Origin of the sequence: Pseudomonas monteilii (assembly GCA_001534745.1) — a bacterium.
Classification (GTDB): Bacteria; Pseudomonadota; Gammaproteobacteria; order Pseudomonadales; family Pseudomonadaceae; genus Aquipseudomonas; species Aquipseudomonas alabamensis.
Genome location: CP013997.1, coordinates 3,079,881 through 3,095,764, shown reverse-complemented (window position 1 = coordinate 3,095,764; position 15,884 = coordinate 3,079,881). Strand labels below are relative to the sequence as shown.

Annotated in this window: 16 protein-coding genes; 4 read left to right on the top strand and 12 right to left on the bottom strand. The window is 65.9% G+C overall.

Annotated features, from left to right (window positions below):
• Positions 1–55: 55 nt before the first annotated feature.
• Positions 56–1,426 carry a sodium:proton antiporter gene (locus APT63_13165; protein AMA46493.1) on the bottom strand — a complete coding sequence of 457 codons (1,371 nt, stop codon included), beginning with the start codon at positions 1,424–1,426 and terminating at the stop codon, positions 56–58.
• A gap of 186 nt (positions 1,427–1,612) precedes the next feature.
• Between APT63_13165 and APT63_13160 the strand changes: the two genes are divergently transcribed.
• The gene (locus APT63_13160) at positions 1,613–2,902 is read left to right on the top strand and encodes a hypothetical protein (protein AMA46492.1); all 1,290 of its coding nucleotides are present in this window, start codon (positions 1,613–1,615) and stop codon (positions 2,900–2,902) included.
• A gap of 75 nt (positions 2,903–2,977) precedes the next feature.
• On the opposite strand, the gene APT63_13155 is transcribed toward APT63_13160, so the two are convergent.
• From APT63_13155 to APT63_13125, 7 genes are all read right to left on the bottom strand, one after another.
• Positions 2,978–3,217 carry a (2Fe-2S)-binding protein gene (locus APT63_13155; protein AMA46491.1) on the bottom strand — a complete coding sequence of 80 codons (240 nt, stop codon included), beginning with the start codon at positions 3,215–3,217 and terminating at the stop codon, positions 2,978–2,980.
• Positions 3,210–4,058 carry a hypothetical protein gene (locus tag APT63_13150; GenBank protein AMA46490.1) on the bottom strand — a complete coding sequence of 283 codons (849 nt, stop codon included), beginning with the start codon at positions 4,056–4,058 and terminating at the stop codon, positions 3,210–3,212. Before APT63_13150 ends, APT63_13155 begins: the two co-directional genes overlap by 8 nt.
• Positions 4,055–4,855, bottom strand: coding sequence for a dihydrodipicolinate synthase family protein (locus APT63_13145; GenBank protein ID AMA46489.1), 801 nt, complete (start codon positions 4,853–4,855; stop codon positions 4,055–4,057). Before APT63_13145 ends, APT63_13150 begins: the two co-directional genes overlap by 4 nt.
• Complete coding sequence (locus APT63_13140; protein ID AMA46488.1) at positions 4,848–5,360, bottom strand: hypothetical protein; 513 nt, start codon at positions 5,358–5,360, stop codon at positions 4,848–4,850. Before APT63_13140 ends, APT63_13145 begins: the two co-directional genes overlap by 8 nt.
• The gene (locus tag APT63_13135; protein AMA46487.1) at positions 5,353–6,546 is read right to left on the bottom strand and encodes an aspartate/tyrosine/aromatic aminotransferase; all 1,194 of its coding nucleotides are present in this window, start codon (positions 6,544–6,546) and stop codon (positions 5,353–5,355) included. The genes APT63_13140 and APT63_13135 overlap by 8 nt, the downstream gene beginning before the upstream one ends.
• 125 nt (positions 6,547–6,671) lie before the next feature.
• Entirely contained in the window at positions 6,672–7,370 is a 699-nt protein-coding gene (locus APT63_13130; GenBank protein AMA46486.1) for an acyl-homoserine-lactone acylase, read from the bottom strand.
• A 30-nt stretch (positions 7,371–7,400) separates the two neighbouring features.
• Positions 7,401–8,042 (bottom strand): glutathione S-transferase, encoded by a 642-nt coding sequence (locus tag APT63_13125; GenBank protein ID AMA46485.1) that lies wholly within the window; start codon positions 8,040–8,042, stop codon positions 7,401–7,403.
• 85 nt (positions 8,043–8,127) lie between these two features.
• Between APT63_13125 and APT63_13120 the strand changes: the two genes are divergently transcribed.
• Entirely contained in the window at positions 8,128–9,198 is a 1,071-nt protein-coding gene (locus tag APT63_13120) for a pyruvate dehydrogenase (protein ID AMA46484.1), read from the top strand.
• On the opposite strand, the gene APT63_13115 is transcribed toward APT63_13120, so the two are convergent.
• On the bottom strand, positions 9,183–9,644 hold the full coding sequence (locus APT63_13115; GenBank protein AMA46483.1) for a MarR family transcriptional regulator: 462 nt from the start codon (positions 9,642–9,644) through the stop codon (positions 9,183–9,185). The genes APT63_13120 and APT63_13115 overlap by 16 nt on opposite strands.
• A 129-nt stretch (positions 9,645–9,773) precedes the next feature.
• Between APT63_13115 and aceE the strand changes: the two genes are divergently transcribed.
• Positions 9,774–12,443 (top strand): pyruvate dehydrogenase, encoded by a 2,670-nt coding sequence (aceE, locus tag APT63_13110; protein AMA46482.1) that lies wholly within the window; start codon positions 9,774–9,776, stop codon positions 12,441–12,443.
• 369 nt (positions 12,444–12,812) lie between these two features.
• Here aceE and APT63_13105 read toward each other — a convergent pair whose 3' ends face one another.
• Both APT63_13105 and APT63_13100 read right to left on the bottom strand, forming a co-directional pair.
• Complete coding sequence (locus APT63_13105; GenBank protein AMA46481.1) at positions 12,813–13,667, bottom strand: integrase; 855 nt, start codon at positions 13,665–13,667, stop codon at positions 12,813–12,815.
• Entirely contained in the window at positions 13,664–13,960 is a 297-nt protein-coding gene (locus APT63_13100) for a transposase (protein AMA46480.1), read from the bottom strand. Before APT63_13100 ends, APT63_13105 begins: the two co-directional genes overlap by 4 nt.
• A 267-nt stretch (positions 13,961–14,227) precedes the next feature.
• Between APT63_13100 and APT63_13095 the strand changes: the two genes are divergently transcribed.
• Positions 14,228–14,410 carry a hypothetical protein gene (locus APT63_13095; GenBank protein ID AMA46479.1) on the top strand — a complete coding sequence of 61 codons (183 nt, stop codon included), beginning with the start codon at positions 14,228–14,230 and terminating at the stop codon, positions 14,408–14,410.
• 3 nt (positions 14,411–14,413) lie between these two features.
• Here APT63_13095 and APT63_13090 read toward each other — a convergent pair whose 3' ends face one another.
• Positions 14,414–15,607 carry an MFS transporter gene (locus APT63_13090; protein ID AMA46478.1) on the bottom strand — a complete coding sequence of 398 codons (1,194 nt, stop codon included), beginning with the start codon at positions 15,605–15,607 and terminating at the stop codon, positions 14,414–14,416.
• Positions 15,608–15,884: the final 277 nt, after the last annotated feature.

The window sequence follows — 15,884 nt, the reverse complement described above, 5'->3', positions numbered from 1 at the left end:
AAAAACGCCAAGGTGCCCAGCGACCCTCTCCAGGAAGGCCGCCAGGCGCCGGGCCTTACGCCCCGTGTCGCTGAGCGGCGTAGGCCTTGCCGAACGTGGCCTTGCCCCAGCACACACCCAGTACGGCAGCCAGGGTCGAGGCCGCGAGCACGCTGAGCTTGGCCGCCGACAGCAGGGCCGGGTCGGCGAAGGCCAGGGCGGCGATGAAGATCGACATGGTGAACCCGATCCCCGCCAGCAGGCCGACCAGGGTCACGCCTCTCCAGGTCACGCCTTCGGGCAAGGCGCAGACCTTCAGCTTGACCAGGACGACGCTGGCGAGCAGCACGCCCAGCGGCTTGCCCAGCACCAGGGCCAGCATCACGCCGAGGAAGACATGCTGGGACACCGACTCGCTGAGGTCGACGCCCGACAGGCTGACGCCGGCATTGGCCAGGGCGAACAGCGGCATGATGACGTAGGCCACCCAGGGGTGCAGCCCCATCTGCACGCGCTGCACGGGCGGCAGCACTTCGCGCTGGGCATGGCGCAGCTGTTTCAGGGGCTCGGCGACGGCCTGGGGATCGGCGCCTCGGTGCGAGAAGCGGTCGACCAGTTCATGCAGGGTGCGCTGGAGGGTGTCGAGCGGGCGCTCGGTCATCGGCTTGGAGGCCACTGGCGTCATCAGGCCCAGCAGCACGCCGGCCAGGGTCGGGTGCACGCCGGTCTTGAGCAGGCCGAACCAGACGATCGCGCCCGGCACGATGTAGGCGTAGGCTTTGCCCACACCCATGCGCTGCAGCACCAGGACCAGCAGCACGCCTGCCGCGGCGACGACCAGGCCGAGGTAATCCAGGCTGGCGGTGTAGAACACCGCGATGATCAGAATCGCGACGATGTCGTCGATGATCGCCAGGGCCAGCAGCAGGACCCGCACGCCACTGGGGATCGACTTGCCCAGCAGGGCCAGCACGCCGACGGCGAAGGCGATGTCGGTGGCGGTGGGCACGGCCCAGCCGGTGCTGGCCACGCTGCCATGGTTGAACGCCAGGTAGAGCGCGGCGGGCATCAGCACACCGCCCAGGGCGGCGCCGAGCGGCAGGGTCGCCAGGCGCAGGTTGGCCAGGGCGCCGTCCTTGATTTCCTGGCGAATCTCCGCGCCGACCACCAGGAAGAAGATCGTCATCAGCCCGTCGTTGACCAGAAAGTGCAGCGACGGCGAGACCGAATAGGCGCCGATGCCCAAGGTGACCTGGGTGTGCCAGAAGTGTTCGTAGCTGTCGGCGGCCGGGCTGTTGGCCCAGATCAGCGCGGCGATGGCGGCCAGCAGCAGGACGATGCCGCTGACGGCCTCGATGTGGAAGAAGCGTTCCACGGCCGAAAGGGCGCGTTCGGTGAGGATCTGTGGGCGGGGAATCGGGGGTGGAGTCGGGTTTCGATCGGACACGGCAGGTCTCCATTGGCGGCCCGACCAATGCGTCAACTTTAACCTGCGCTCGGCCCCATGCCGCCACGCACCCGCGGCGATGATAAAGGGGCAGCGCCAGCCGATGCAAACGATCGGCCCACGGGAGTGAACGAAACGGCCCACGTTCGGCTCAATCGAGCAATCGGAGCTCTTGGAGACGCCTGCATGATCGCCCGTTGGCGCTGGATACTGAGTCGCATCACCAAACGCTTGTGGTTCCGGGCGACGCTGTTTTCGTTGCTCGGCGTGGTCACGGCCCTGCTGGCGGTGGTCTTCAAGGACCTGATCCCGGCTTCGCTGCCCACGCGCATCGGCGCCGATGCAGTAGACAAGATCCTCGGCATCATCGCCTCGAGCATGCTCGCGGTGACCACCTTTTCGCTGAGCACCATGGTCAGCGCCTACAGCGCTGCCAGCAGCGGTGTGACTCCACGCGCCACCACTTTGATCATGGAGGACAGCGCCACCCAGAACGCGCTGGCCACCTTCATCGGCTCGTTCCTGTTCAGCCTGGTCGGCATCATCGCCCTGAGCACCGGTGTGTATGGTTCGCAGGGAAGGGCGCTGCTGTTCGTGGTGACCCTGGCGGTGATCCTGCTGATCGTCTACACCTTGCTGCGCTGGATCGACCACCTGTCCAAGCTCGGTCGGGTCGGCGAGACCATCGACCGGGTCGAGGCCGCGGCCATGCATTCGCTCGGTCAGCGCGCCCGCTGGCCGTACCTGGGGGCCGTGGCGTACCCCGCCGAACTGGTGGTGCCGGCCACGGCCCGTTCCCTGGCCAGCCTTCAGACCGGCTATGTGCAGCACATCGACGTGCAGGCCCTGGGCGCCCTCGCCCTGGACAAGGGGCTGCGGATCTACCTGGAGGTGCTGCCGGGCAGCTTCGTCCACGAAGGCCTGCCCCTGGCTCGTCTGGTGCCCTTGGACGACGCGACCACGTGGGACGATGAAAAGACCGTGGAGCGCATACGCGGGGCCCTGACCATCGGCCTTCGCCGCACGTTCGAGCATGACCCACGCTTCGGCATTTCGGTGCTGTCGGAGATCGCCTCGCGTGCGCTGTCGTCCGCCACCAACGACCCTGGCACGGCCATCGACGTGATCGGGCGCGGGGTTAGGACCCTGGCCTGCTGGGGCAAGCCCCAGGCGCTGACGGAGCAAAGGGAGCCGGGATGCGACCAGGTGTACGTGCGCGGCCTGCACGTCGATGACCTGTTCGATGACTTCTTCGCGCCGCTGAGCCGCGACGGTGGCGGCTTGCTGGAAATCGACCTGCGCCTGCTGAAGGCGCTGATCAGCCTGTCGCAGATCAACCCGCCCCTGTTCAAGGCAGCCTGCGCCCGGCAGGCCGAACTGCTGCTGGCCCATGCGGAACGCGCGTTGATACTGCAACGCGAGAAGGACCAGTTGAAGGCGCTAGCGGCCACGACCTTCGATCTTCACCCGCATTGAAATCGAAGCGGCAGAGGGTCGCGGGCGTGCTCGGACGAAGCGCCAGGCCTGTAGGAAAGGTCCGGCGCAGATCCCTCAGGTGAGCTTGCGTGAACGGATGTTGCCGCACGGCGGGCCGGTCAGCTGCTCGCCGGACTCCAGGCTGAACACCGAGAAGTGCAGCGGGCACATGATGGTGCGGCGGTGGGCGTTGACGGTGCCATGCTCCAGCCAGCCCTGGCGATGGGGGCACAGGCTCGAGACTTCGTAGGCGTCCTGGCCGACCTGCACGGTGAAGGTCGGCGGGCGCAGGGCCAGCTCGGCGTCTTCATGCATGGGCAGGCTCCCGGGTCGGCTGGCGGCTGGCCTGGGCCTTGTACACCGCCTCGTCGAAGGCATGGTTGGTGATCGCCCGGCCCATGCAGATGCCCTGCCAGGCCTTGACCGGGTCGAGCTGGCCGTCGTTGTCCATGGCCTTGAGCAGGCGCTGACCCTCCATGGCATGGAACACGTCGATGTGCACGTGCTCGCTGTAGTACAGGTGCGCCTCGATGGCCAGGCGTTCGCAGGCGGCGGTGTAGCAGCCGAAGAAGAACGGCACCACCGTCTCGAAGTAGGTGATCACCCCGGCGAAGTAAGACGGATCGTCGGCGCGCATGGTCAGCCAGCAGAACATGTTGGGGAACGAGCAGCCCGCCTCGCCATTGGCCTGGATATGGCTTTCCAGGTCGGTTGGCAGGCCCAGCTCTTCGAGCAGCACCTGGTACAGGGTGGTGTGCGAGCGCTTGATGTTCCCCGAGCCGAACTCGTCGATCATCATGCGCAGCATCGGCATCTGCGCCGACAGGCTCAGGCGCGGCATCAGGTGGTAGAACACCTGCGCCTCGGTCAGCCCGTCGAGGGCGAATTCCTGGACCAGGATCTTGAACTCGTCGCGGGTCATGTCGTTGGCCACATACCGTGCGGTCGGCGGCTCGTCGGCCTTGTCCTGCGCCACCAGGGCGTCGAGCATGCGCCGCAGCTCGCTGAGCGAGGCCGGCTGCTGCTCGGTCAGGTTCTCGGCGATGGCGGTGTCGATCCAGCGTCGCTCGAACTCCAGCAGCTGCGCCGGGACAGGGGTGAGGTGTTCGATGTGCGCGCGGTTGGCGCGAAACAAGGCTTTCTGCGAAACAGTCATGTGCGTCGCTCCTGTGTGGTCAGTGCACAGTCCAGTACGCCGCGGGCCGACAATTCCCGCTTCACGTGCGCGTACCAGTCGTCTTCGCCCAGGGAAAACAGCTCGTCCAGACGGCCGATCTGCGTGGCCACCTGGGGCTGTCGTGGCTGACAGGCCATCCGGCACAGCGCAGGTTCCAGGTTGGCCAGCGACACGACGTTGCCGTCGCTGACGTGCTCGCCTGCCAGGTCCTTTTCCCAACCGATGTAGTAGGCCAGGCCGGCCTGGCGGAGCTGGTCGATCTGCGCCTGGGTGCGTGGCGCGGAGGGCGAATCCTTCAGGCCGGTGACGCGCGGCAGACGCGCGATCGCTAGCAGCGTCTCGAGGGATTTTTCGTTTCCCGATAGCGCCGCTTCGTTGTAGACCAGCAGTTCCAAGTCCGAAGCGGCCTGGATGGCGCGGTAGTGCGCCACCAGCGCCGGCTGGTCCAGTCGGCCGCCGAAGGGCGAGGTGACCATGATCGCCTGGGCGCCCAGTTCGGCCGCCAGGGCGGCGCGTTCGATCACCGCCTCGGTCGTGGCCAGTTCGATACCGACGATGACGCGGTGCGTGGCGCCTGCGCAGGCCAGGGTATGGCGGAGCATGTCCGACCACTGCTCGGTCGACAGGCTCCAGCCTTCGCCGGAGGTCAGGCAGGGAATGAAACCGTCGACGTGCGGGCTGCACGCACGGATCAGCCGTTCCACGCTCTGCCGGCAGACGTTGCCCTGGGTGTCGAGCGGGGTCACCAGGGGCACCAGTACGCTCGGGCTAGACATCGTGAAAGTCCTCCGCGGCGATGCGCAAGGCCAACGAGGCCTGGTACAGCGCCTGCAGCGGCGCTGGGAAGCCACGGGTGCTGGGCGCGTCGTCGAAGTGCGCGAGGAAGGGCCGCAGCACGTCGCAGCGTGCGTAGTCGGTGTCGTGGGTGTAGAAGGGCGACTCGGTCTCCAGGACCTGCGCCGCCTGGAGGCGCTGTACGGGCGAGAGCATCGTCAGGGCCGGGTCGTTGGCGGCACGTTCGAGCACGGCCTCGCTGTAGCCCACGCGCACGATGTCCATGTCCGAGTGCAGTACGTCCATGAAGGGGTAGTACACATCCTGCAAGGCGCGGTCCTTTTTCCAGATGATCGCGTCGCACAGGCCGATCTGGCTGAAATTCATCCACACCTGGCCGTCATAGCGCTCGGTGAAGAACGCCAGGGTGCGGGCGCGAAGGTCCGGGTCCTCATGGTGCATGCCCATGAAGACCGTGGCGTCGATGAGGGGAATGCGCTCAGCCATGGTAAGCCTCCAGCGCCTGGCGGATCACCTGCATCGCGACGCGGAAATCGTCCGGGTCCCGCGCCAGGGCCAGGCGCACGTAGCCACGACCTTGCTCGGGATTGCTCCAGAAGAAGTAGCGTCCCGGCAGCACATAGGCCTGGTACTCGAGCAGGTAGGCCTGGAGGGCGTCACCGGACAGGTCCTCGCGCTGGATCTCGAACCAGGCCACGCTGGTCTCGATGGCCGGCTCGATGTAGCGCAGCAGGGTGCCGTCGAGGTACTCGCGAGCGGTCTGGCGGTTGGCCTGCAGCACGTCGCGCACCGAGGCGAAGTCGTCGGCCTGGCTGTCCTCGATGTAGGCGGTGACCACCTGCAGGATGAAGGGCGAGACGTTGAGCAGCACGCTGGTGACGATGCTGTAGATTTCCGGGTTCAGGCGGGCGCTGGACATCAGCGACGCGCACTTGGTGTCCTGCAGCGGCCAGGTCTTGCCCGTGTCTTCCATGACGATGTAGTCCACACCCACCTCGTCGAGGATGGCGTAGGCATCGACGCGCTGACGGTTGCCCACCTTGAGGAACGAGGCGAAGCAGAAGTCCAGGATCAGCAGCTTGCCGTGGTCGCGGCAGTAGCGGGCGACCTCGATGAACGGTTCCGGGCCGTCGGCGAACATCGAGCTGCCGGTCGGGTTGTTCGGGTCGACCAGGAAGACCGCATCCAGATCATGGGCGTGTTTTTCCAGCAGGCGGTAGACCTGGGTCGGGTCGGCCAGGATGGCCTCGGGCAGCGGCGACATCGGCACTTCCATGTGCTTGAGCAGGTCGTGCAGGTTGTCGAAGCACGGCTCGATCAGGCCCACGCGCATGTCGTGCTTGCGCAGGAAGGTGGCGGTGATGTGCATGGCGATCGACGCCGCGTAGACCAGGTAGATCTCGTCGCTGCGCTTGAGCGCATGGTGCTGGCCGTGGAAGGTATAGAACGCCTTGATGAACGCCTGCTCGCTTTCGTACTGGGTCAGGTTCTGCGCACGCTCCCACAGGCGGGGCAGCTGGCGCACGATCTCGGCCTGGGTCGCGCTCTGGTGCTGATGGGTGTGGGCATCGGCGAGGTTGTGGCGCGTCTTGAGGGCGGAAATCTCGTGCTGGGTGATGTCCTCGAGCACGGGCGTTTCACGGGAGAGGGCAGGCTGGGCTGACAGCGACATGGGGCAAGTCCTTTTATTGTTGGGTTAGACCTGTAGTGCCCCCTTATCATTGTGCGCTGTGTGGGTTTGTGTAACTGCACCTAGGTACAGGTCAGGGCCTGGTGCTGCCCCGACCGCTACCCGACTCAGGCCAGCCCGAGGCGCGAGGCCTCGAACACGGCCTGCTTGGCGGTGTGCACGTCCAGCTTGCGCACCACATTGGCCATGTGAAACTTGACGGTGCGTTCGCGGATGTCGCAGATGCAGGCGATCTCGCTGTAGGACTTGCCCATGGCGACCCAGCCCAGGATGGTGTGCTCGCGCACCGTCAAGGGTCGGTCGCTGGACACCGGCTCGGTGCGTGGCGCATTCACCTGGCTGTGGAAGGCCACCAGCGCCAGCTGCAGGGCGCCCTCCACGCGACGTATGTCGGCGTGGAAGTCCGGGTTGCGTTCACGGTTGAACAGGCTGAGCAGACCCATGCGCTGGTGCGGGTCGTGCACCACGAAGGTGTAGCCATCCTCCAGGGCGCATTCGCGTATCAGGTCATCGTAGGCGTCCTGACCGTGCACCCGTCGACGCTGCCAGGCCTCGCGCCAGGAAAAGGGCGCCACGCTCTCGATCCCATGGGCCACGACCGGGTCGACGCGGTACAGCGCCTGGCGGCAGTAGTCCCGCTGCCAGGCCATGGGAAAGCTCGAAAGGAAGTTCGACAGGCCCAAGGTGCGCTTGTCCAGGGTGCCGTAGGTGAACGGGCAATCGATCTCCGACGGCAGCAGCTGGATAAGGGTGGCCAGGTTGGGGTCCTGGCCGGGCCGGATGAAAAACGGCGTGTGCGTCATCATGCGCGGTGCCTCTTTTCAAGCAGACAAGGATTACAGCGTGGTGACGTTGTGGCGCGAGCGCTCGAGGCCGCGCTTGACCGCCGGGCGAGCCTCGAGCGTGTCGAGCCAGGCGCGTACGGCCGGGAAGGGCTCGAGGTCCAGGTGCAGTTCATCGAACGTGCGCAGCCAGGTGAACAGCGCGATGTCGGCGATGCTGTAGCGCTGACCCGCTATATAGGGACGCTGTTTCAATTGGCTCTCGACCACGCCGTACAAGCGCAGCGACTCTCTGGTGTAGCGTTCCAGCGCCTGTTCGTTGACGGTCTGCGTGCCATGGCGGAACCACCACAGCTGGCCGAGCATCGGGCCGATGCTGCCGACCTGGAAGGCCAGCCACTGCTGGACCACCCAGCGGTCCATGTCGGCCTCGGCGCCCAGGCTACCGTGCTGGTCGGCCAGGTAGGTGAGGATGACCGCCGACTCGAACAGAGGGCGTTGGCGTGCCACATCGACCAGCACCGGGATCTTGCCGTTGGGGTTGAGCGCGACGAAGTCCGGCTGCTTCTGCTCGTTCTTGCCCAGGTCGAGGTCGATCTGCTCGTACTTCAGGCCCAGCTCTTCGAGGGCGATGGAGACTTTCTGGCCGTTGGGCGTGTCGGCGGTGTACAGGCGGAAAAGGGCAGCGGTGCTCATCAGGTTCCATCCTTGTGGTTGCATTTGCAACGAGTCTGCATTATCCCTAATGCATCCTGCAAGGGCAGCCAGAGGAGTTTCATGGATGGACCATCTTCACTTGAGGCACACCGCCAGTACCGGTTCGGCTGCGCAGGCGTGCCTCGCCCACATCGCCCGTCACCCCCTTGACGGCACCCAGGCCTCGCCATTGTTCACCGTGACCGAGACCGTCAGGCGCCTGCAGCAGGCGGCCGCCGCCGGCGACCGTCTGTGGGTGATCAACGATCGCATGGACGAGACCGCCGGCACCGGCCCGGTCAGTGCCTGGCCCTTGTGGTTCAGCGAGCAGTCACGCAACGACGAACGCCCGCTGTTCTACCTGACCCAGTCGCCCACCTCGGCGCACCTGTCGATGCTCACGGCGCAGACTGCCGAACGCGGCATCATCCTCAACGACATCGAATCGGCACCTTCGCGCTGGGCCAAGGGCGCGCACCCCTGGCTGCCGCTGTGGCTGGCCGCCAACCGTCAGTGCACGCCGTTCGACCCGGCCTGCGGTGAGGAGGCTTCGGCCATCCTGACCGGCGCGCTGCAAGACCTGTACGTCGAGGGCAAACCCGGTTTCTACTACCTGACGCTGCATGACGAGCCCGGCGATGGGCTGCCGTGCGATCGATCCCAGGCCAGCCTGGGCATGTACCGGCTGGACGCAGGCCCCCAGGACGCCCAAGCACCGCGGGTACGCCTGCTCGGTGCCGGGCTGATGCTGCGCGAAGTCCGCGCCGCGGCGGCCTTGCTGCGGGAGCAGTGGGGCGTCTGCGCCGAGGTGTGGAGCTGCCCGAGCTACACGCGCCTGGCGCGCGATGCCGAGCGTCATGCGCGGCGCAACCGCTTCGGGCGCGGCAAGGTGACGGCGAGCTGCCACCTGCACGCCTGCCTGGCAGGTGCAGCCTCGCCCATCGTGGCGGTGACCGGCTACGCCGAATTCGTCGCCGCGCAACTGGCCGCCTATGTCACGGCGCCGTTCACGGCCCTGGGCTGCGACAGTCTTGAGCCAGGTCAGCGGCTCGATCGGCATTGGATCGTGGCGACCGCCTTGCGTGGGTTGGCCGGGCAGGGTGTGATCGGCGAGCAGCGCGTGGCCGAGGCGCTGGAGGCCTACCGGCTCGGGTGAGGGCGCTGGCGACTGGCGCGTGCATTGCCGATGGCGCGCTCCAGCGCCAAGGCCACGGTGTCGCGCTGCGCCTCGTCGAACTCGCTCAGGAACAGCTCGTCGACCGCCTGCTTGTAGACGCCCCACATCCGCGCGCGCAGGGTTCGGCCCGTGTCGGTGATGCGCGCGATGGCACCACGCCCGTCGTCGGTGGCCTTTTCCCGCGTCACCAGACCGTCCTTTTCCAGACGGTCCACCAGCCGGGTGAGGTTGTAGCGCTCGATGGCCATCACATCGGCCAGTTCGTGCATGCGCCGGCTGCCTTCCGGGCCGCTTTCGATGCCCCACAGTGCGTCGTACCAGGCGTAGGGCGGCAGTTTGTCCTCGGCCAGACGGCGTTCGATCTCGCGGATCAGGCAGCGGTGTGCGCGGATGAAGTTGTACCAGAGGTCAGGCGAGGGGGGCATGCGGTCTCCGAAATGCCGAGCGTTCATTGCAGTTGCAATCATAACGCAGATAAGGATAGATTCAATTGCAAGTGCAACTAAGGGCGAGCCGCACAACGATTCGCCGCTGCCAGACAAGGAGAGTGACCGATGGCGCAGAGCTACCCGCTTCGCGATGAAGACCCCCAGGAAACCCGCGAATGGATCGACTCGATCGCATCGGTGGTGGAAGTCGAAGGACGGCCAAGGGCCCACTTCCTCATCGACCAGCTGCTCGATTTCGATGTCTCCCTGCACGGCGATTTCCACGGGCGGGTCACCACCCCCTACATCAACAGCATCGCGCCCGAACGTGAGCTGCCATACCCCGGCGACCTGGGCGTGGAAACCCGTCTGAACGCCTACATCCGCTGGAACGCCCTGACCATGGTGTTGCGTGCCGGCAAGCACTCGGGCGTCGGCGGCCACATCGCCACCTATGCCTCGGCCGCCGTGCTCTACGACGTCGGTTTCGATCACTTCTTCCGGGGACGCACCGAGCAGTTCGCGGGCGACATGGTGTACATCCAGGGCCACTCCGCCCCAGGCATCTACGGGCGCGCCTACACCGAAGGCCGCTTGAGCGAGGAGCAACTGGACAACTTCCGCCGCGAGACGGACCGCGACGGCATCTCGTCCTACCCGCATCCGCGCCTGATGCCGGACTTCTGGCAGTTCCCCACCGTTTCCATGGGCCTGGGGCCGATCACCGCCGCCTACCAGGCGCGCTTCATGCGCTACCTGGAAAACCGCGGCCTCAAGGAGCACCAGGGCCGCAAGGTCTGGGCCTTCCTCGGCGATGGCGAGATGGACCAGCCCGAGTCGCTGGCGGCAATCTCCCTGGCCGGGCGCGAGAAGCTCGACAATCTGATCTTCGTGGTCAACTGCAACCTGCAGCGCCTGGACGGTCCGGTGCGTGGCAACGGCAAGGTCATCCAGGAGTTCGAAAGCCTGTACCGGGCCGCCGGCTGGAACGTGATCAAGGTGATCTGGGGCAGTGGCTGGGATGCACTGCTGGCCAAGGACAAGACCGGACTGCTGCGCCAGCGCATGATGGAGTGCGTCGACGGCGAGTACCAGACCTACAAGTCGCAGAACGGCGCTTACGTCCGCGAGCAGTTCTTCGGCAAGTACCCTGAGCTGCTGGAGCTGGTCAGCGACCTCAGCGACGAACAGATCTGGAAGCTCGCCCGTGGCGGTCACGACCCGGTCAAGGTGTACAACGCCTACGCCGCCGCCGTCCGTCACACGGGCCGCCCCACGGTGATCCTGGCCAAGACCGTCAAGGGCTTCGGCATGGGCGAGGCGGGCGAAGGGCAGAACATCAACCACCAGCTCAAGAAGATGGGCGCCGACGCGGTCAAGGCGTTCCGCGACCGTTTCGGCCTGGAACTGACCGACGATCAGCTGGGCGACATGCCCTACCTGCGGCCCAAGGACGACAGCGCCGAGGCCCGCTACCTGCGCAGCCGCCGTGACGCCCTGGGTGGGCACGTGCCCGCGCGCCAGGCCAAGGTCGAGCCGCTGCAGATCCCGCCGCTGTCGATCCTCGACGCGCAGCTCAAAGGCACCGGGGAGCGCGAGATCTCCACCACCATGGCCTTCGTGCGCATCCTCGGCACCCTGCTCAAGGACCCGAACATCGGCAAGCTGGTGGTGCCCATCGTCCCGGACGAGTCCCGGACCTTCGGCATGGAAGGGCTGTTCCGCCAGATCGGCATCCACTCCCACGTCGGGCAGCTGTACACGCCCCAGGACGCTGGCACCCTGTCCTACTACAAGGAAAGCGTGGACGGCCAGATCATGCAGGAAGGCCTCAACGAATCCGGTGCCACCTCGTCCTGGATCGCCGCGAGCACGTCGTACGCCAACCACGGCGTGATGACCCTGCCGTTCTACATCTTCTATTCGATGTTCGGCTTCCAGCGCGTGGGCGACCTGCTCTGGGCGGCCGGCGATGCCCGCGCCCGCGGCTTCCTGCTGGGGGCCACCTCGGGCCGTACCACGCTGATGGGCGAAGGCCTGCAGCATGACGATGGCCACAGCCACGTGATGTCGGCGACCGTGCCGTGCTGCGTGTCCTACGACCCGACCTACGCCTACGAGCTGGCGGTGATCGTGCAGGACGGCATGCGGCGCATGTACGTCGAGCAGGAAGACATCTACTACTACATCACCGTGCTCAACGAGAACTACGCCCACCCAGCGATGCCTGAAGGCAGCGAGCAGGGCATTCTCAAAGGGCTGTACCGACTGCCGATCGAGCGCGAAGCGAAAGGCGCGCTGCACGTGCAACTGATGGGCAGCGGCTCGATCCTGCCGGAGGTGATCGCCGCGGCCGAGATCCTCGAGCGCGAGTACGGGGTCAGCAGCGAGCTGTGGAGCGCGACCAGCCTGACCGAGGTCCGCCGCGAGGCGCAGCAGGTCGAGCGCTGGAACCTGCTGCACCCGCTGGACGAGCCGAGGGTACCGTATCTGACCCAACTGCTGGACGGGCACCCGGGGCCGGTGATCGTGGCGACCGACTACATGAAGATCCACGCCGACCAGATCCGTCCATGGATCGGCAACCACCGTTTCGTGGCCTTGGGCACCGACGGTTTCGGTCAGTCGGACACCCGCGAAGCGCTGCGTCGGCACTTCGAAGTGGACCGGCAGTTCGTGGTGCTGGCGGCCTTGAAGGCCCTGGCCGACGACGGTGCCATCGGCCGCGACGTCGTGGCCAAGGCCCTGGCCGACCTGCAGATCGACGCGGACAAGGTCGACCCGATCACGGTCTGAGCGTATGGGCATGACCGGACGGTACGCCGTCCGGTCGCGGCACAGGGGCCGCTCCACCCGTAGCCCCACCGCAGCGATGCAGGCCATTGCGGTTCCTGTGGGAGATTTTTGTGGTTTCTGCCAATTGCTAATGTGGGCCCTGGCGGGCCCAATCGCGGCACTGGGGCCGCTCCTACACCCGTAGCACCACCGCGGCGTGGTAGGCCATCGCGGTTCCTGTGGGAGATTCTAGTGTTTCTACCAAGTGCTAATGTGGGCCCTGGCGGGTCCAATCGCGGCACAAGACCGCTCACCCATAACCCCATCGTGGCATGGCAGGCCGTCGCGGTGCGGTGGTCAACTTTTTCCGGACACCTTGATCGGTGATTTTCAGGCGGCCTTCAGCTCGTATTGATTCGGAGCCAGGTAGCCTAGTGTCGAATGCAATCGTGTCCTGTTGTAGAAGCGCATGATGTAGTCCGTGATGTCCTTGATCGCCTCGCCATGATTGGCGTAATCCTTGCGCCAGACGCGCTCCATCTTCAGGTTCAGGAAGAAGCGCTCCAGCACGGCATTGTCCCAACAGTTTCCCTTGCGACTCATGCTGCAGTGCATGCCGTGCCGTGCCAGCAGGCTCTGATAGGCAACGCCGGCGTACTGGCTGCCGCGGTCGGAGTGGGCAATCAGGCCCGGTGGCGGCTGCCTTTGCGCAATCGCCAGTTGCAGGGCATTGCATACCAAGTCGGCACGCATGTGCGGCGCCATCGCCCAACCCACGATCTTGCGCGGGAACAAGTCCATGACCACGGCCAGGTACAGCCAGCCGCTGCGGGTACGGATGTACGTGATGTCAGCTACCCAAGACTGATTGACCCCTGCTGGCGTGAACTGGCGGTTGAGCAGGTTTGGGGCGACCGGGTAACTGTGCTTGCTGTTGGTAGTATGAACAAACTTGCGTTTCCAGACTGGGCGTAAGCCCTGTTGTTTCATGAGGCTGCGGACCTTGAAGCGACCGATGACCATGCCCTCATTGCGCAGTGCGCCGAGCAGGCGGCGGCTTCCGTAGCAGCGCTCCGTGGATTCGAAGGTGGCCTTGAGCCGGGCAGTGATCGGACAGGCCGGACGCGGTCTGGCTTGTTGCTGACGGGCTTCGTAGAACCTCGAGCGACTGATCCGCAGTACCCGGCAGACACGTGCCACCGGGTAGGCCTTGCGTTGCAATTGGTGAACCAGCTGGTGGATCACTTCAATTCGCGGGCAAAGAAGGCCGTAGCTTTTTTTAAGATGTCGTTGTCCATCTTCAACTCGCGAACCTGCTGCTCCAGCTGGCGAATCCGCTGCTGCTCACTGGTAAGCGGCTTGCCGATGCCCGGTCCACCCAGCTGCTCGGCCTTGTACTGCTGAACCCAGCGGCGCACGGCCGTGTCGCTCAGGCTCAGATCCATGCACACCGAGTTCACACTCTGGCCCTGGTCGACGATCAGCCGGCAGACCTCCAGCTTGAACGCAGCATCGAATTGTCTGTATTTCTTGGTCATGAAAACTCCTCAGTAGGGGTAGTTTCACCTATTGAGGTGTCCGGGGCCATTAGACCAGCTCACGGTTCCTGTAGGAGCGGCCCCTGTGCCGCGATTGGGCCCGCAGGGCCCATGAAGTCAGCCACCCCGGCACGTCAGGCAAACCTGCACCCCAACCGCCCAGACCCCATTCCCCTCACCACCGCCTCTTGCCATAGGCAACCAGGCCGGCCCTGCTTTATGCTGTCTCCAGCACAACCTGCCCACCCGATCGAAAGGATGCTCGACATGAACCCCACCCCCCGCACGCCGTACCTGTTCGCCGGCCTGCCGCTGACCATTCTGGGCATGACCTTCGTGGCCATCGGCACCGCCGGTCAACCGGCGTTCCTGTACACCGCCTGCGGTCTGCTGGTTCCCGGCGCCGTGCTGCTGCTCTGCGGTTGGCGTGCGTGGCGGCGCGCCCGCTGAGGCCTAGCGGGCGACCCCGCATGCCAGTTCGCGTGGCGCCGAGCGTCCTGCGTAGGCGAACCCCATGCTCAGCAGGCCCAAGACCGCCATCCCGACGCCCACCCACAGCGGCGCGCGCAGGCCGAACCCGGCGCTGATCGCCGCGCCGCCCGCCCAGCTGCCGAACGCCAGCCCTGCCGTGATCACCGACGTGTGCAGGGTATTGACCAGCGCCACCGGTTCGGCAGCCGTCATCACCCGCGCCACCATCGCCGGGTTCAACGCCACCCCGGTCAGGCCCAAGGCCAGGAAGCAGCCGACGTTCAGCCACACGCGGCCTTCGGCCAGGGCGAAGCCCGCCAGCGCCAGCACCATCAGCACCAGCCCGCCGGTCAACAGCGCATGCATGTGGCGGTCGGCATGCCGTCCCACCACGGCATTGCCGATGACGTTGGCCACGCCGTACAGCGCCAGCAGTGGCGCGATGTGTTCAGGGGCGATGCCGACTTCCTCGATGAAGATCGGCGTGCAGTAGCTGAACGCTGCGAACGTCGCGCCGATGATCAGGCCGCTGGTCAGGTAGGCTGCCCACAGCCCTCGGTTGCGGACGGTCGCCAACTGGCGGCGCAACCCCGCATCGCCGTGGGCATCCTCGTGCGGCAGGCGTGTGGCCGCCAGCAGCGTGCAGGCCAGGGCCAGGCCGACCACCAGCCAGGAGCTGGCGCGCCAACCGGCATGCTGGGACACCCAGGCGGTCAACGGCACGCCGATCACCGGCGACAGCATCAGCCCCGCCAGGACGATGGCCACGGCCCGGCCCCGGTACTCAGGGGTGACCAGGCCTGCGCACAGTGTCATGCACAACCCGATGCAGGCTGCGCTCGAGACGCCCATGACGATCCGTGCCAGCGCCAGCACTTCATAGGACGACGCAGCCGCGGCCAGCGCGCCCGCAGCCACGTACACGCCCAGCAGTCCTACCAGCGCCCGCTTGTTGCTCACGCCCTTGGCCAGCAGCAGCACCGTGACCGGCGGCCCACCCAGCGCCATGCCGACCGCGTAATAGGCGATCAGGTTGCCGATCTGCGCCAGGCTGACGGAAAACGCCTGGGCCAGCGCGGGCATCATGCCGGCGACCATGAATTCGGCGGTCACCAGCGAGAAGATGGTCAACCCCAGCAGGTAGACCGTGTAGGGGATGGAGGTACGGACAGACATGAGACGCTCGACTGCGAAAAGGCCGCTCACCCTAAGCAGAGTTGATCGCGTGGTCAAATATGTGCGGCCTCTGAATGCCTCGCGCCGACGGCTGGACACGAGCGGTGATGCCACCACTCGGCACGCCCACACGATCTGTTTATGATGGGCGCCGTATCATGACGCTGCTCAAGGTGTCAGAGCTTTCCTACACTTACACGGCAGTCGGTTACCCCAGACCGGCACGATCAGGCAATCGACGGGAAGGGCGCGATCCCCGATGTCCTTTTGCAGAACG

Bases quoted from the DNA above. Each gene is read 5' to 3' on its own strand.
- APT63_13160 (AMA46492.1), top strand. From the start codon at position 1,613: ATGATCGCCCGTTGGCGCTGGATACTGAGTCGCATCACCAAACGCTTG.
- APT63_13155 (AMA46491.1), bottom strand. From the start codon at position 3,217: ATGCATGAAGACGCCGAGCTGGCCCTGCGCCCGCCGACCTTCACCGTG.
- APT63_13150 (AMA46490.1), bottom strand. From the start codon at position 4,058: ATGACTGTTTCGCAGAAAGCCTTGTTTCGCGCCAACCGCGCGCACATC.
- APT63_13145 (AMA46489.1), bottom strand. From the start codon at position 4,855: ATGTCTAGCCCGAGCGTACTGGTGCCCCTGGTGACCCCGCTCGACACC.
- APT63_13140 (AMA46488.1), bottom strand. From the start codon at position 5,360: ATGGCTGAGCGCATTCCCCTCATCGACGCCACGGTCTTCATGGGCATG.
- APT63_13135 (AMA46487.1), bottom strand. From the start codon at position 6,546: ATGTCGCTGTCAGCCCAGCCTGCCCTCTCCCGTGAAACGCCCGTGCTC.
- APT63_13130 (AMA46486.1), bottom strand. From the start codon at position 7,370: ATGATGACGCACACGCCGTTTTTCATCCGGCCCGGCCAGGACCCCAAC.
- APT63_13125 (AMA46485.1), bottom strand. From the start codon at position 8,042: ATGAGCACCGCTGCCCTTTTCCGCCTGTACACCGCCGACACGCCCAAC.
- APT63_13120 (AMA46484.1), top strand. From the start codon at position 8,128: ATGGACCATCTTCACTTGAGGCACACCGCCAGTACCGGTTCGGCTGCG.
- APT63_13115 (AMA46483.1), bottom strand. From the start codon at position 9,644: ATGCCCCCCTCGCCTGACCTCTGGTACAACTTCATCCGCGCACACCGC.
- aceE (AMA46482.1), top strand. From the start codon at position 9,774: ATGGCGCAGAGCTACCCGCTTCGCGATGAAGACCCCCAGGAAACCCGC.
- APT63_13100 (AMA46480.1), bottom strand. From the start codon at position 13,960: ATGACCAAGAAATACAGACAATTCGATGCTGCGTTCAAGCTGGAGGTC.
- APT63_13095 (AMA46479.1), top strand. From the start codon at position 14,228: ATGAACCCCACCCCCCGCACGCCGTACCTGTTCGCCGGCCTGCCGCTG.
- APT63_13090 (AMA46478.1), bottom strand. From the start codon at position 15,607: ATGTCTGTCCGTACCTCCATCCCCTACACGGTCTACCTGCTGGGGTTG.